We start from the raw sequence: 16007 nt of genomic DNA, 5'->3' as shown, positions 1-16007 counted from the left end.
TTTTAATGCTTGAACAACAGTCTGACGGCAAAAGTTTTGAATCCAAAACTATTTAGCTTGACAACTGTTAGCTACTGACTTGTCCTAAAAGTAATTTGAGAATCTCAAATCCAAAAAAATGGGATTAGAGAATACCCCAGAAATGTAGGAAGCCTTGACCAGAAAGTAGCTCAATTAAAGCCGCAGCTAAAAAGCCGATCATGGCTAAACGACCGTTCCAAATTTCTGCTTGGGGAGTAAAACCCCAACGCCAAGCATTACGATCTTCAACTACAGGAGCGGTAATTGTTTTGGTGGCATTAGTCATGGTGGATACTCCAAAGGGTATGTAATAAGATTTATTGGGTTATGTAAACTAATATAACAACTATCCTCATAATTGCAAGGATATGTTTGTAGTTTTGTTGCTGAAACTTGACCTAAGAAACAGTAACTGATAGCTATGAGCCTAAATATCTATCTCTAGATGTAGGAAGAGGTTGATCTGCGAAAGAAAATATTGAGTAATTATACTCAGAAAAATCAATAAATTCTGCCCAAATTTAAGCTGGGGGCTGAATTGACATTGCTTGATATTGAACAATGCAATTTTTATTGAAATTCTTTTGCAACTATTTTACCTAATCTGGGAAGATTTGCTCAATTGCTAACAATCGTAACGACACAAAAGTCTGTTGTAGAGACATGAAATATCAAGTCTTTACACAGTATTTGCGCCATTTTTTCGCAAAAAAATCTGGCTTTTATTCTCAGAAATATCAATATTTGTTTACAAATTTGATTACGGAATATTGCCACAGCGATCGCTAAATCAAGGGCGGGGGAACCCCGCCCCTACAGTGGATAATTTCATCGCCTAACGCACTTCGACAACGGTGATGATTTTTTCATCGCGGTTGAGTTGGAGAATGCTTTCTCCCTTGGCGTCTCTATTTAATAGGGGTACAGTTTCTACTGGTATGCGCAATACTCGTTCTTTATTTGTGACTAAGGCGATTTCCCCAGAAGCGATCGCTCCTACCATGCCGGCTAAGTTGTCGGTTTTGCTGGCGAATTTGAGGTATTGAGTCCCTAAATCACCGCGATTGGCAGATCTGAGTTGACTGACGGGAAAACGCTTTGCATATCCTTCTTCGGTAATTAGCAGTAAGTCTTCTTGTTCGTTTACCGTGACACAGCCTACCATTTGCTGATGTTTCAGCATTCGTAGGGCTTGCAATCCCATCGCCGTGCGTCCCATAATGGGTAATTGTTCGTCATTTACGGGGAATTTCAATAAACGTCCGTTGGAACTGGCGACAATTAGATGTTTGCCTGTGGTGGTGAATTGACTTAATAATAATTCATCATCGTCTTTGAGTTTGACTATTGTTACACCACGCCGGGTGAGGTTAGCTAATTCTTCTAAGGCTAGACGTTTAATTCTTCCTTGTTTTGTTAACAGAATAATTTGCGTAGTGTCAGCATTTTCTGGTATCACAAAACGATTAATCACCGCTTCTTGAGTACCTTGGGCTGTACTACTGAGCATAGTGATTAGCGGTTTACCCTTGGGCGAACGTGAGGTAATAACAGGGATATCTCCTACCCTGACTGGGTAAACTTTACCGCCACTGGTAAGGACTAATAAATCTTGGTGGGTGTCGGTTGACTGAGTTTGAATAATAAAATCATGATCGGTTAAACCGTTGTCAGCTTTGGGTTTTTTACCGTTGGGCTGAATTCGGCGCACATATCCCCGTTGGGTAAATTCTAAAATCGCTGCTTCGGCTGGTTGGGAAGATTGAGGACTGTCTTCATCTTCTGCGGCTGATTGGCGAGTTTTTCCTTTCTCTTCTGGCTTCTTAATTTCTGCCGTAAAAGGTACGAGTTTGGTACGACGCGGATCGCTGTATTTGCGCTTGAGCGATCGCAAATCTTTTTTCAGTGCTTTGAGTAATTCTTTGCGATCGCTGAGTAATCGCCGTAATAAATCAATTTGCTCTGATAGTTGTGCAAACTCCTGCTGTAAATTCTGCTGTTCTAAGCTGGTTAAACGGCGCAAGGGCATAGCTAATATCGCATCTGCTTGCACTTGGGTTAAATCTAACCGACTACAAAGGCTAATTTTCGCCGTGCTACCATCAGCAGCTTGGCGCAAAATTTCAATGACGGTATCAACGTGAGCTAAGGCTGAGAGTAAACCTTCTACTAAATGCAGACGACTTTCGGCTTTACCTAACTCGTAACTGTAGCGCCGAGATAGAGTTTGCTCGCGGAAACTTAAAAACTCCTGCAACAGTTGGCGCAAGCTTAACTGACGGGGTTGTCCATCTACTAAGGCTAAGAGAATCGCGCCAAAGTTAGTTTGTAAAGCGGTTTGATGATATAAATGCTGGAGAATTTCTTGGGGGTTAGTATCGCGTTTGAGTTCGATAACTACGCGCATTCCTTCGCGATCGCTTTCGTCGCGAATATCAGAAATTCCTAACAAACGACCTTGATTAACTAATTCTGCAACCTTCTCAATCCAGCCTGCTTTATTTACTTGATAAGGTAATTCTGTAATAATAATTGCTGTGCGGCGTTTGCTACCACGAGTAGGTGCTATCTCTTCTAATGTGGCGACTCCCCGTAACACAATCCCACCTTTCCCTGTGGTGTATGCTTCCTTGATTCCCGCATCACCAATTATTTCTCCGCCTGTGGGAAAATCCGGGCCGGGAATTAATTCAAATAATTTTTCATCAGATAAATCTGGTTGATCGATTAAGGCGATTAAACCATCAACAACTTCCCCTAAATTATGGGGGGGAATATTTGTCGCCATACCTACAGCAATACCAGCACAGCCATTAAGTAATAAAAATGGTAACTGTGCTGGTAAAACTGTTGGTTCTTGCTGGGAATTATCGAAGTTACCGATAAATTCTACAGTTTCTTCGCCAATTTCTGTCAGCATTCCCTCATGACCAATGGCAGCGAGGCGAGTTTCTGTATAACGCATCGCGGCGGGTGGATCGTTGTCCACGCTACCGAAGTTACCATGTCCTGCTAATAAGGGGTAGCGGCTAGAAAATTCCTGTACCAGCCTAACTAAGGCGTCATAAACCGCTTGATCGCCGTGGGGATGGTATTTACCTAGCACATCCCCTACCACACGGGCGCATTTACGATAGGGTCTATCTGGTGTCAAACCCAGTTCGTGCATTGCATATAAAATCCGCCGATGCACTGGTTTTAAGCCATCGCGCACATCTGGCAACGCTCGCCCTACAATTACGCTCATGGCATATTCTAGGTAAGACCGTTGCATCTCAGTGTGCAGGGCTGTGGTGATTACCTGTCCCGTTGAGAGAAGGTTTAACTGTTTTGCCATGAGCTTGTTCCCTGAAATTTAACTACACAAAAGTCGTTTTAAATAAACGCTGCAACAACCACAGCATAACGGATGAAAGGCTATTTCTCACCAAATCTTGTTAGTCAGAGGATAAAAAGCAGTAGTATTATCCTTGATGACGGGGAGACACATTGAAGACTAAAAAGGAGGCAGACAACTGTTTTGTTCAGATGTTTATCCCCCCCCATTCTCATAAGTTAAATTCTCATGAAAACTGTTCTGATTGTAGAAGACGATTTAATCAATGCTCGCGTTTTTTCCAAGATTTTAACCAAGCGCGGGGGCTTAGATGTTAAGCATACAGAAAATGTGGACGAAGTCATCACAATTGCTCAAGCTGGTGATGCAGACCTGATTTTGATGGATGTTTCTTTGTCTCGAAGTGTCTACCAAGGTAAGTCTGTTGATGGTATCAAAATTACACAAATGTTAAAAGCTGACCCGCAAACAGCACATTTACCTGTGATTTTGGTTACCGCTCACGCTATGGAAGGCGATCGCGAAAACTTCTTGAAACAAAGCGGTGCTGATGGCTACATCTCTAAGCCTGTCGTTGACCATCAACTTTTTGTTGACCAAATTCTGGCACTTCTACCCAAAGAATAAAAGCAAAGAACTGGTGGCTGACACTCAGCAATCCTCGACTTGCGATTACTTCAGTATATATGTACTATAAACACTGTGAGTTCGGCAAGTGGTAATGAGTGGTGGGTAAAAGCGGTTCCAATTACCAATTGCCAAATTACTGTTTAACTATTGAGCAGGTGGCTGGTTGGAATTTAAGGGGCTTCCCCCTTGCTGTAAAGCCGCTTGAATCCTGGGTAACTCCAGGAATTTTTTGGTATCTGATAGTAGCCGATCGCCCCAAAGATTTTGCTTGAGGAAATCCAAATCGCCATAGCGCTGATCGATGCGCAAAGCTTGTTCGCCCATTGCTAAACCCTGTTGGCGATCGCCTTTAGTGTATAAAGCCACTGCTAAGGCTAATAAAGGTTCGGCTGCTTGTTTGTCCAAAGATACAGCAGTTTGCCATTGCTTGATTGCGCTTTGGACATCACCCTGTTCGTATTGAATTAAGCCAGTGTTATTAATGGCTGGCCAAAATTTCGGATCGTTGGAGACAGCTTTGTTATATTGCGCGATCGCATCTGGTAAGCGACCAGTCATATAGTAAGCATTCCCCAAATCAAATAAACCTTCTGGATCGTTGGGTTTGATTTTCAAGCCAGCTTGGTAACTAGCAATAGCTGCTGGATATTTCTCCTGCTGAAAGTGAGCCGAACCCATTGCAAACAAAGCATCAGCATTTTTAGGATTGAGAGATTGAGCTTTTTTGAAAGCCGCGATCGCCTCATCAAACTTTTTGCTTTGGAGATGCAATCCACCCAATAGAAACCAAACTTTATCATTTTTTGGAGCCAGTTGACTAGCTAGCCTAGCTCTTGGCAATGCTAACTCAAACTGTTGAAACTGTCCTAGTTGCGCCGCCTCTTGTGCCAAGCTCAAGCCTTGTTTTTCCAATTTTCCTGCATCAAGTTGCAGTGTATGAGGTATTAAAGCCTGTGCTTGTGCTGCTTTTGGCATACTCCACAAACTACAGACAACGAGAAAAGAAATCAATCCTATTTTTTTAGGCACGCTACCTCCTCTTACCCACGAATCAAACAATCTTTCAGCTAGCTTAAACGATCTCCACTCTAGACGAAAAGCAAACTTTTCGTTAAGAGTCAAGAGTCAATCTTAGATGATTTTAAAAAGATTGGGCATGGGCATGGGGCATTGGGCATTGGGCATGGGGCATTGGGCATGGGGCATTGGGCATTGGGCGTGGGGCATTGGGCATGGGGCATTAGTTAAGCACCTGTTCATTACCTCTAATTTCTAGCTCCTAGCTCCTAGTCCCTATTTGCAAGTGATTTAAGTTAATTTAGACACCTGATTAAATCAATAGCGATCGCAGAAATTTTAGGTCTACTGACAGTAAGTAATCCTGCTGAATTAAATTGCAACTTGAGGAATAATAATCGGCAATAAAACTGACTACTAGAGTTACATAATTCCATTAAGTATAGAATAGGTAGCTAATTAATAAAATGATTTCCCAGTGTAAGTAAATCACTGTAAATAAAGCCAATTATTGTATGAGACATAAACAGGACTTAAAGCCCTTACCAATAACAAATATAGGGACGGGTTTATTTAAATCATCATTGTTCAGTGAGGATATTTGTGAACCCGCCCCTACAGACAAATGACTAATTACCAATGCCCAATGCCCAATGCCCAATGCCCCATGCCTCAGATAGTTGCAATTATTGGGCGCAAAGTATAAAAATTATTGATGTATGAAATACTTACTAGCCACAGCCAGAATAGTTTTTTTGCTGGCTGAATTGCGATTTAAGTTAGATAAATTACATGCACTTTATTTCTGCATAACTGATGACTTTGGTCATATATCAGTGGGGCATTACTAGTTACTTTAGTCATGCACCAATTTTGCAGATTTTGTAAGATAATTACTAGCATGAATTTATACAATAAAATTGTGGTTAAGTCATGTTTACCAATAATAAAAAAGAGTAGCTATGACAATTGATGCCTCAAACCCTGTAAATTCACCACCTTTGGTTACTGATGTCAAAAGAAGCAAAGGCAAGATTAAATGGCTACCTTGGCTAGTTACTCTGATGTTGTTGGGGGGAATTGGCTATGTAATTTATTACCAAGTAGCTGTGGCTCCGGCGCAGCAAGCGAGACGGCGAGTTTTGACCCAGCCTGTAGAAAGACAAACTTTAGCGATCGCAGTTTCTGCCAATGGTACGGTAAAACCTGAGCGGTCAATTAACCTCAGCCCGAAAAATTCCGGGATTCTCAAAAGACTCTTAGCCAAAGAAGGCGATATCGTCAAACAAGGGCAGATTGTCGCTTATATGGATGATTCCAATCTGCGGGGACAGCTCACCTCTGCCCAAGGACAATTAGCACAAGCTGAGGCAAATCTGCAAAAAGCCCAAGCTGGTAATCGCCCCCAAGATATTGCTCAAGCACAGGCGCAACTAGACGAAGCCGAAGCGAATTTGCAAAAGGTACAAGCAGGTAATCGTCCGCAAGAGATTGCCCAAGCACAAGCACGTTTACAAAGTGCCCAAGCCACTCTCGCAAAAGCAGACGACGATTATCGCCGCAATTTGCAACTTTACAATTCCGGTGGTATTTCTCTACAGACAGTTAATCAAAAACGTGCAGATCGGGATAGCGCTCAAGCGGCGGTAAATGAAGCCCAGCAAGCAGTAAATTTACAAAAATCCGGTTCCCGTCCAGAAGACATTGAGCAAGCCAGAGCGACAGTTAACCAAAGAAAACAAGCTTTAGCACTTCTCCAAGCCGGAACGCGCCAAGAAGATATCAGCGTCGCCCGCGCTCAGGTAACATCTGCGCGTGGTTCTTTGCAAAATATCCAAGCCCAAATTAACGACACAATTATTCGCGCCCCTTTTGATGGTGTTGTCACCAAGAAATACGCCGATCCAGGAGCCTTTGTTACCCCAACAACGGCAAGTAGTGACGTATCTTCCGCGACATCTTCCTCTATTTTGGCGCTCGCTTCTACCAATGAAGTAGTCGCCAATTTAGCGGAAACCAATATTTCCAAAATCCGCATTGGTCAAAAAGTTACAGTTAAGGCAGATGCTTATCCCGGCAAAATCTTTGAAGGTAGAGTCAGACAAATTGCGGCTCAATCTGTCGTTTCACAAAACGTAACTAGTTTTGAAGTTAGAGTTACCCTGACAGATCCGCAAAGATTACTCCGTTCGGGGATGAACGTAACTACAGATTTCCAAGTCGGTCAGTTAGAAAATGCACTCGTAGTCCCCACAGCCGCAGTAGTTCGTCGGGAAAATGCCACAGGTGTATATGTAGCAGGGAAAGATAACCAACCTGTATTTACTCCCATTGAAACTGGGGTCACCGTCAACAAATTTACGGAAGTTAAATCGGGATTGACAGGAACAGAAAAAGTATTGCTCAGTTTCCCCCCAGGTTCCAGACCCCAATCCACACCGCGAGGCGGAGTCCTCCCCGGCGTCAGTGGTGGCGGTGGTGGTGGCGGTCGTCGTTCTCAAGGTGGTGGTTCGCTTTAATTGTCATTGCTCAGAGACTTAGAGACGCGATTCATCGCGTCTGTACAATTGTTATACCATTTTGAAAAAAGAATGTGACAGATGGGTAGGGGCACGGCACCAGTAAGATAATTTGAGATACCGAAAGATTGTGGATGCCGTGCCCCTACAAAGAATTTATTTGTCGCAAATATTATTTGAATTAGTATTATTTTTCCCTCTGCCCCCTAGCCTTTAGTCCCTATGTTCAAATTCCTGGGTTTTTACAAAAAAAATAATACCCGTACTGTGCCGTTGTGGGAAATTTTATCAATGGCAGCAGAGACGTTATGGAGTAATAAATTACGCACAGGATTGACGATGCTGGGCGTAATTATTGGTATTTCTTCGGTGATTGCGATTACTTCTGTAGGTCAAGGGGTACAAAAGGGAGTTGAGCAGCAGATACAAGGATTGGGTACGAATGTGCTGCAAATTTTAGCAGGTGCGGCGAGAAGCGGGAATATCAGCCAAGGGTTGGGTTCAAGTAGCACTTTAACCTGGGAAGATGCAAAAGCGATCGCAACTCAAGCACCATCAGCGCAAATTGTTTCTGCCTATTTGCAGCGAAATGCCCAAGTTGTTTATGAAGGACAAAACACATCAACCACAATTTACGGTACAGATTTAAACTACCCAGAAGCGAGAAATACTTACCCGCAACAAGGGAGATATTTTACTCAAGATGAACTAGATACCTCTGCACAGGTGGCTGTACTGGGGCCGACAGTGCTGCGGACTCTGTTTGGACAAGGTGCTAACCCTATAGATGAAACTATCCGCATTCGGGGAGAAGCTTATAGAGTCATTGGCGTGATGGAACCTAAAGGTTCTCAGGGGCCTTTCGATCGCGATGACCAAATTTTCATCCCTCTAACGAGTATGTCAGCGAGACTAGTGGGTAATAATGCCCTAACAGGTATTTCCGTAAATGGGATTTTAGTCAAAGCTGCCAATCAAGAACAGTTAGAAGCAGCACAGTTTCAGGTGACTAATCTTTTACGCCTGCGTCACAATATCTATCCGCCGCAAGTAGATGATTTTCGCGTTACCAATCAAGCTGATATCGTGAGTACTTTAACCAATGTCGTGGGTTTATTTACAATCATGGTAGTAGCGATCGCGGGAATTTCTCTAGTAGTTGGCGGTATTGGGATTGCCAATATTATGCTAGTTTCTGTAGTCGAGCGTACCAGAGAAATTGGTATCCGCAAAGCCGTAGGCGCGACGAATTCAGCCATATTAAATCAATTTTTAGCCGAAGCGATCGTGATTTCCATTGTCGGTGGAATCATTGGCATGGTGAGTGGTGTTGCGATCGCATTTGGTGCAGCCAGTATTTTTAAATTTCCCTTTGTAATTTCTTTAATCTCAGTAATTGTTGGTTTTGGACTTTCGTTAACCGTTGGCTTAATTGCTGGCGTTATTCCCGCGAGAAATGCCGCCAAATTAGATCCAATTACCGCCTTAAGGAGCGACTAATCAATTCAAAATTCAAAATTCAAAATCTAAAATCTAAAATCTAAAATCTAAAATCTAAAATTGATATGCCCACAATGATTTGGATGGAATCTATTACTAAAACCTACCATTTAGGAGAAATTGATGTTCCCATACTTAAGGGAATTCAACTTTCAATAGAGGAAGGTGAATATGTGGCAATTATGGGTGCATCAGGTTCGGGTAAATCTACCTTGATGAATATTTTAGGTTGTTTGGATCGTCCAACGGCAGGACATTATATTTTTGAAGGCAGAAATTTAACTACTTTTAATGATGATGAATTAGCTTATATTCGCAATCAAAGAATTGGGTTTGTGTTTCAACAATTTAATCTTTTGGCAAGAGCAACGGCGTTAGATAATGTCATGCTACCGATGGTTTATGCCAATATTCCCAAGGCTAAACGTCAGCAAAGAGCATTAGAAGCTTTAGAGAGAGTAGGACTTAAAGAACGTGTAGCTAACCGTCCTAGTCAACTTTCTGGGGGACAACAACAACGAGTTGCGATCGCGCGTGCTTTAGTCAACCGTCCTGCATTAGTTTTAGCTGATGAACCGACAGGTGCGTTAGACACAGAAACTTCTTACGAAGTTATGAATTTATTAACAGAATTAAATGAGCAAGGAATTACTATTGTTATCGTTACCCATGAGCCAGATATTGCTGCACAAACTCACAGAACTATCCGCGTACAGGATGGGTTAATTGTTGGTTGATTGTAAATTTAATTTATTCAGGACTTACGCAAAATACCTTTGAAACTCTTATTTCTTCGTGTCCTACCCTTCGGGAACGGCTTCGCCGAACGTGTCTTCTCTGCGAGACGCTACGCGAACGCGGTTCGATTCTTCCGTAGTTTGTGCGTAAGTCCTATTATTTAACCGCCAAGACGCCAAGACGCCAAGAATTCATAGAATATGCGTAAGTTTTAATTAAGAATTACGAATTACGAATTATTTTTGTATTAACAATGAACTCGATATTATTCCGCGTGCATTTTACCTGGGTTGCTGTTTTAGTTTCTCTTTTAATCCCAACATTTACTAAAAGCGCAGATGCACAAACGCTGCAATCTCCAAATCAGACGAATAATTCAACCTCAGTTCTCGATAATCTCACACCGAATCCTAATCCTTTACAATTTCCTACTAACCCGGAAGAAGTCAGGATTCAGGGAACTGTACCTATTAGTTTAAATCAAGCTTTAGAATTAGCAAAACGCAATAATCGAGATTTACAAGCAGCACAATTTCAATTAGAACGCAGTCAAAGTGCGCTGAGGGAAGCTCAGGCGGCTTTACTGCCTAATGCTAGTATTAATGGAAATTTAACTAATAATGGTGATGGTTTTTTTGGTGGTTCATCGCCATCAACGACATCTTTTAGCGGTCAAGCACAAATCAATTATGACCTATATACATCTGGAAATCGCCAAGCTAGTATTCGTTCTGCTGAAGAACAGGTAAGAATTGATGAATTAAATTTTGAAAATCAATCTGCGGTAGTTGGTTTAAATGTTGCTACTCAATATTACAATTTACAACAAGCAGATCAACAAGTCAGAATTAATCGCTCTGCGGTAGAAAATGCTCAGGCGAGTTTACGCGATACTCAAGCTCGACTAGAAGCGGGAGTAGGTACGCAATTTGATGTATTGCAAGCGCAGGTTAATTTAGCCGATGCTCAACAGCAACTGACTAATGCAATATCTCAACAAAGAATAGCTCGGCGTCAGTTTGCTACTCTTTTAAGTTTGCCACAATCAGTAGATATTACTGCCGCCGATCCGGTGAGATTAGCAGGTTTATGGCAGTTAACACTCGAACAAACCATCATCCAAGCTTATCAAAATCGCCCAGAATTACCGCAATTTTTAGCACAACGCAATCAAGCTGAACAACAACGCCGACAAGCACTTTCGCAATTAGGGCCGCAATTGGGTTTAAATGGGATTTACAGTTTGCAGGATAGGTATAACGATGCAATTAGCGTTGCTGATGGCTATTCTGTAGGATTACAAGCTAATTTAACTTTATTTGATGGTGGTGCAGCTAGAGCTAGAGCAGCGCAGTCACGTGCTAATATTGCGATCGCAGAAACTCAATTTGCTAACCAGCGCGATCTCATCCGCTTTGATGTGGAACAATATTATTTTCAGTTGCAGTCTAATTTAGATAACGTGCAAACTTCGACTTTAGCTTTAACCCAAGCTAGAGAAGCTTTGCAAATAGCTAGATTGCGTTTACAAGCTGGTGTGGGTACGCAAACTGAGGTGATTTCTGCAGAAAACGATTTAACTAGGGCTGAAGGTAATCGAGTGACAGCGATTTTAGATTACAATCGCGCTTTGGCTAATTTACAGCGTTCCGTCACTTCGAGAACTGCGCGTTAGTGGTTTAGCACAGGAATTATCAAAATCAAATCTTTCTGGAGTCAAAAATTTAGTCTGATTTTTTCAACTATGAAATGCTAACTATAGCTCAATTTATAGTCCAATACGGTTCAGTTAAGGATAAATGTAGGTTGGGTTGAACGAAGTGAAACCCAACAAATCGCCGAAAATGTTGGGTTTCGTTCCTCAACCCAACCTACGTGGTTTAAGGTTTTTGACGCTAACTGAACGGTATTGATTTATAGTCAGCATTTTAGTGCTATTTTTGCATTTACTGGTTTTTTATATGAATTAGTTTCCTTGATAGATACCATTCATCTAACTATATTATTCAACCTCAGGAATGGTTATTTTAAGATGCTTAATGGGTAAAATATATACAATTATGTCTATGAGGATAGGCATCAGGTAATAACATTTTGAAAAAAGAATGCGACAGATGGGTAGGGGCACGGCATCCACAATCTTTCGGTATATCAAATTATCTTACTGGTGCCGTGCCCCTACAAAGAATTTATTTGTCACCAACATTATGTGAATTAGTATAAGACCAAGTTAAATAATGTTGGCGAAACATCAATATATTCTAGGAGGGCATGGCAATGCCATGCCCCTACAGTCTGTCGCATTGTTTTTTTTAAATAGGGATAAGGCTTAAACTCTCTTCGTTTCTATCAGCTAAATTTATGCTCTAGATGGGAATAAGGACTGAGTCTTTACTGCTGATTGTAACTCACCCATTCAGGTGAAGTTAGGCAAAACAGGTAATAGCTAAAATTAAAGGAAATTAAGCTATAACTGAGCAAGAGAATATTGAGTCCGTTAATAAATAACTAGGCTTTATTCTAAACTTGATTCTCTGAAAAACTGCCCTCATAGCCCATTAACTAACAGCTATTTCCGCAAAACAATCCTTATCGGCTGGTATCATGAATACGTATGTAGAAATCCCCGTGATTGGCAAAAAAATTAAGTATCCGATGCGCTGGCTGATAGGACTAGTAACAGCAGGTGCATTGGTTGTAGGTAGTACTACTACCTATAATTTAGTGAATCAGGGAAATAACAAACAAGATATTTCGGAATTAACGGTTCCAGTAGAAACCCAAAGCGTTACCTTGCGGATTGCTGCTAGTGGGAAGGTAGTACCAGTTCAGAGTGTAAATATCAGTCCTAAAAATCCGGGGGTGTTGGGTGAATTATATGTTGAACAAGGCGATCGCGTTAAACAAGGACAAGTAATTGCACGGATGGATGTGGGGGAAATTCAAGCGCAAATTCTCCAATATCAAGCCAATATCGCCCAAGCCCAAGCCCAACTCGATGAAGCCAAAGCCGGCAGTCGTCCCCAAGAAATCGCCCAAGCCAAAGCGCGTTTAGCCCAAGTAGAGGCGCAGTTAGCCTCAGCCCGTGCGGGTAATCGCGCCCAAGAAATTGGACAAGCGCAAGCGCAGGTAGAATCAGCCCAAGCCCAAGTTAACTTGACGCAAGCCAGAGTCGAGAGATATCGGGAATTAACCAGACAAGGCGCAACTTCTCAAGATCAGCTCGATCAATATATCAGTGAAAATAGCCGCGCCAAAGCTAGTTTACAAGAAGCGCAAAAACGCCTATCTCTGTTGCAAAGTGGAACTCGCAGCGAAGAAATCGACGCCAGAGAAGCCGCCGTTACCGAAGCCCGCGCCGCGCTTGTACTGTTACAAAATGGTAGCCGTCCTGAGGAAATTGCCCAACGTCAAGCATCTGTAAAAGCAGCCCAAGCCCAGTTAAAAGCAGCCCAGGTAAGGCTTGCAGACACAGTAATTCGCGCCCCTTTTGACGGGATTGTTACCCAGAAGTACGCTAACGTTGGCTCATTTGTCACACCAACTACTTCCGCATCTAGTAGCGCCTCAGCAACATCTAGTTCCATTGTCGCCGTAGCGCGGGGTTTAGAAGTCTTAGCCCAAGTTCCCGAAGCAGACATTGGCAGAATTAAGCCAGGACAACAGGTAGAAATCGTTGCTGATGCTTACCCCGACCAAATATTTAAAGGTAACGTGCGCCTAATAGCACCAGAAGCAGTAGTAGAACAGGGCGTGACATCGTTCCAAGTGCGGGTGGCATTAGATACAGGTTTAGATAAACTGCGTTCAGGCTTGAATGTAGACTTAACCTTTGTTGGCGATCGCGTCAATAATGCCTTAGTATTACCCACCGTCGCCATCGTCACCGAAAAAGGCCAAACCGGCGTACTCGTCCCCGACGAAAACAATAAACCCCAATTTCGCCAAGTCACCGTCGGCGCACAAATCAAAGACCAAATCCAGGTTTTAGAAGGCGTTAAAAGTGGCGATCGCATTTTCCTCAATCCACCCAAGGATTACAAGATAGAAAAGTGACAGTTGACAGTTGACTGTTGACAAATGACAAATGACAAATGACAAATGACAAATGAACTTCTTAGAAAGCATCCAAATGGCGGGGAAAACCCTGCTGTCGAATAAGTTACGCAGTGCGCTTACCATGCTGGGGATTGTCATTGGTAACGCTTCGGTGATTGCGATGATTGGGATTGGCGAAGGCGGACAAAGGTATGTTTCTCAGCAGCTTGAGTCTTTGGGGCCGAATACATTATTTGTGCTTCCCGGTAACCAAGAAACCGAACGTATCACCAGAGATTTACCAAAAACTCTGGTTTTGGAAGATGCAGAAGCGATCGCATCTCAAGTACCTACAGTAGCTAATGTGACGGCAGAATTAAATAGCCGTCAAGTTGTGACTTACCGCAATCGCAACACCGATGTGAATATCATTGGTACAACTCCCAGTTTTTTGGTAGTTAGGGATTTTGAAACCGCTAAAGGGCGATTTTTCACCGATATTGATATGAAACGCAGCCACCAAGTTGCTGTATTAGGTGCAGATTTAGCGGAAAGATTATTTGGTAGTAGTAATCCTGTTGGACAGCAGTTAAGAATTAAAAATACTAGCTTTCAAGTGATTGGCGTTCTCGCTGCTAAAGGTTCTAACTTAGGCGTGAATTATGACGACGCAGTATTAGTACCAATTATTACTACAGCTAATCGCCTAATTGGGCGGACTTCTCCCTATGGTTTAGAGTTAAGCTATATTGTTGCTTCTGCCAAAAACGCCGATAGTGTCGATGCAGCAGAATTTCAGATTACAAATTTACTGCGCCAACGACACAAAATTAACGGCGAAGATGATTTTACCATTCGTTCCCAAAAAGATGCTTTGCAAACAGTCGGGCAGATTACAGGTGCATTAACAATCATGCTAGCTGCGATCGCGGGTATCTCGTTATTCGTCGGCGGTATTGGCATTATGAATATTATGCTAGTATCCGTCACCGAACGCACCCAGGAAATCGGATTGCGCAAAGCCATCGGTGCAACCGAGCAAGATATTTTGTTACAGTTCATCATTGAAGCCGTAATTGTTTCCGCCATTGGTGGTGTTGTCGGTACTGCGGTTGGTGTTGGTGGAATTTTCTTAGTCGCCGCCTTAACACCTTTAGAAGCTGGCATTTCTTTTGTAGCAATTACAATGGCTGTTGGTATCTCCGGCGGAATCGGTTTATTCTTTGGCGTCGTACCTGCAAGACGCGCCGCCAAACTTGACCCAATTGTCGCCTTAAGAAGCGCGTGATAATTGGTCAATGGTCATTTGTCAGAGACGCGATGAATCGCGTCTGTACAATTGTCATTGGTCAATGGTCATTTGTCATTGGTCATTCGTAAAATCATACCGTAGGGGCATCGGCAATGCCGTGCCCTCCCCCAACCGATTCAACATCTCAACGATCAACTATTCGTCATTCGTAAAATCATACCGTAGGGGCATCGGCAATGCCGTGCCCTCCCCCAACCGATTCAACAACTCAACGATCAACTATTTGTCATTCATAAAATCATACCGTAGGGGCATCGGCAATGCCGTGCCCTCCTCCAACCGATTTAAGTAAGTCGGCGGGAATAAACCAAGTTATATTACGAAACGTAAACAGGCTTAAAACCCTTACCAATGACCAATGACAAAGGACAAATGACAGCCCCCGGCAGTTAGGTTTAATTGCGCCGACCTACTTAACATCTCAACGAATCACAATATTATTTTTCCCGGTGCAGATTAAATTTGCATCATGCCAATTTTTTGCGAGAAAATTACCAAAAAAATTCTCGCCAGTGATGAAAAATACTCTGAGGGCGTAAAATTTTTGTGCCCCGATGAAAGATATTTGTGGTAGCTTGAGTTTGCAAGCTGCTGAAAAGAAGATATTTAGGAAAATATTCGCCTTTTTTTCACCATCATTCACCCTTGGATCTCGGATGTTGCACTTCTGAACAGAAAATTCCGAGTTCAGAACATGAAGTTTCGAGTTTTGAACATGAAATTCCGAGTTCGGAACATAAAGTTTCGAGTTCGGAACATAAAGTTTCGAGTTTTGAACATGAAATTCCGAGTTCCTGGAGTTTAGACTAAACACATGACAAAGTAACTCAGGATAACTGAGTGACAAGCTTTACACCCAAAAATGGAAAAATCAACGAATTAAGTAGATTGTGGT

11 protein-coding genes are annotated in these 16007 nt (G+C 42.4%); 7 read left to right on the top strand and 4 right to left on the bottom strand.

The window, feature by feature from the left end; all coding sequences use genetic code 11:
- Positions 1-124: 124 nt before the first annotated feature.
- Together AACW45_RS30450 and gyrA are read right to left on the bottom strand one after the other, a co-directional pair.
- Entirely contained in the window at positions 125-307 is a 183-nt protein-coding gene (locus tag AACW45_RS30450) for a chlorophyll a/b-binding protein (protein ID WP_190636896.1), read from the bottom strand.
- A 549-nt stretch (positions 308-856) separates the two neighbouring features.
- Positions 857-3358 (bottom strand): DNA gyrase subunit A, encoded by a 2502-nt coding sequence (gyrA, locus tag AACW45_RS30445; RefSeq protein WP_190636893.1) that lies wholly within the window; start codon positions 3356-3358, stop codon positions 857-859.
- Between the two features lie 228 nt (positions 3359-3586).
- Between gyrA and AACW45_RS30440 the strand changes: the two genes are divergently transcribed.
- Complete coding sequence (locus AACW45_RS30440; protein WP_096645377.1) at positions 3587-3985, top strand: response regulator; 399 nt, start codon at positions 3587-3589, stop codon at positions 3983-3985.
- Between the two features lie 147 nt (positions 3986-4132).
- On the opposite strand, the gene AACW45_RS30435 is transcribed toward AACW45_RS30440, so the two are convergent.
- Positions 4133-5017: a tetratricopeptide repeat protein gene (locus tag AACW45_RS30435; protein ID WP_190636891.1), complete on the bottom strand. Its 885-nt coding sequence runs from the start codon at positions 5015-5017 to the stop codon at positions 4133-4135.
- A gap of 950 nt (positions 5018-5967) precedes the next feature.
- Between AACW45_RS30435 and AACW45_RS30430 the strand changes: the two genes are divergently transcribed.
- The 6 genes from AACW45_RS30430 (at position 5968) to AACW45_RS30405 (ending at position 15088) form a co-directional block, all read left to right on the top strand.
- A complete protein-coding gene (locus AACW45_RS30430; RefSeq protein ID WP_190636889.1) occupies positions 5968-7524 on the top strand; it encodes an efflux RND transporter periplasmic adaptor subunit in 1557 nt (518 codons plus the stop codon).
- Between the two features lie 222 nt (positions 7525-7746).
- A complete protein-coding gene (locus AACW45_RS30425) occupies positions 7747-9024 on the top strand; it encodes an ABC transporter permease (protein ID WP_190550431.1) in 1278 nt (425 codons plus the stop codon).
- A 65-nt stretch (positions 9025-9089) separates the two neighbouring features.
- The gene (locus tag AACW45_RS30420) at positions 9090-9761 is read left to right on the top strand and encodes an ABC transporter ATP-binding protein (protein WP_277877866.1); all 672 of its coding nucleotides are present in this window, start codon (positions 9090-9092) and stop codon (positions 9759-9761) included.
- Positions 9762-10015: 254 nt separating this feature from the next.
- Positions 10016-11437, top strand: a complete 1422-nt coding sequence (locus AACW45_RS30415; RefSeq protein WP_190636887.1) for a TolC family protein — start codon at positions 10016-10018, stop codon at positions 11435-11437.
- Between the two features lie 929 nt (positions 11438-12366).
- Positions 12367-13818: an efflux RND transporter periplasmic adaptor subunit gene (locus tag AACW45_RS30410; protein WP_190636885.1), complete on the top strand. Its 1452-nt coding sequence runs from the start codon at positions 12367-12369 to the stop codon at positions 13816-13818.
- 52 nt (positions 13819-13870) lie between these two features.
- Positions 13871-15088: an ABC transporter permease gene (locus tag AACW45_RS30405; protein ID WP_190636883.1), complete on the top strand. Its 1218-nt coding sequence runs from the start codon at positions 13871-13873 to the stop codon at positions 15086-15088.
- Between the two features lie 445 nt (positions 15089-15533).
- Here the strand turns inward: AACW45_RS30405 and AACW45_RS30400 are convergent, their stop codons facing one another.
- A complete protein-coding gene (locus tag AACW45_RS30400) occupies positions 15534-15755 on the bottom strand; it encodes a hypothetical protein (protein WP_190636881.1) in 222 nt (73 codons plus the stop codon).
- Positions 15756-16007 lie beyond the last annotated feature (252 nt).

The sequence above is a fragment of the Calothrix sp. FACHB-168 genome (assembly GCF_963889195.1).
Taxonomy (GTDB): domain Bacteria; phylum Cyanobacteriota; class Cyanobacteriia; order Cyanobacteriales; family Nostocaceae; genus Aulosira; species Aulosira anomala_A.
This window is presented reverse-complemented; position numbering and strand designations above follow the sequence as displayed.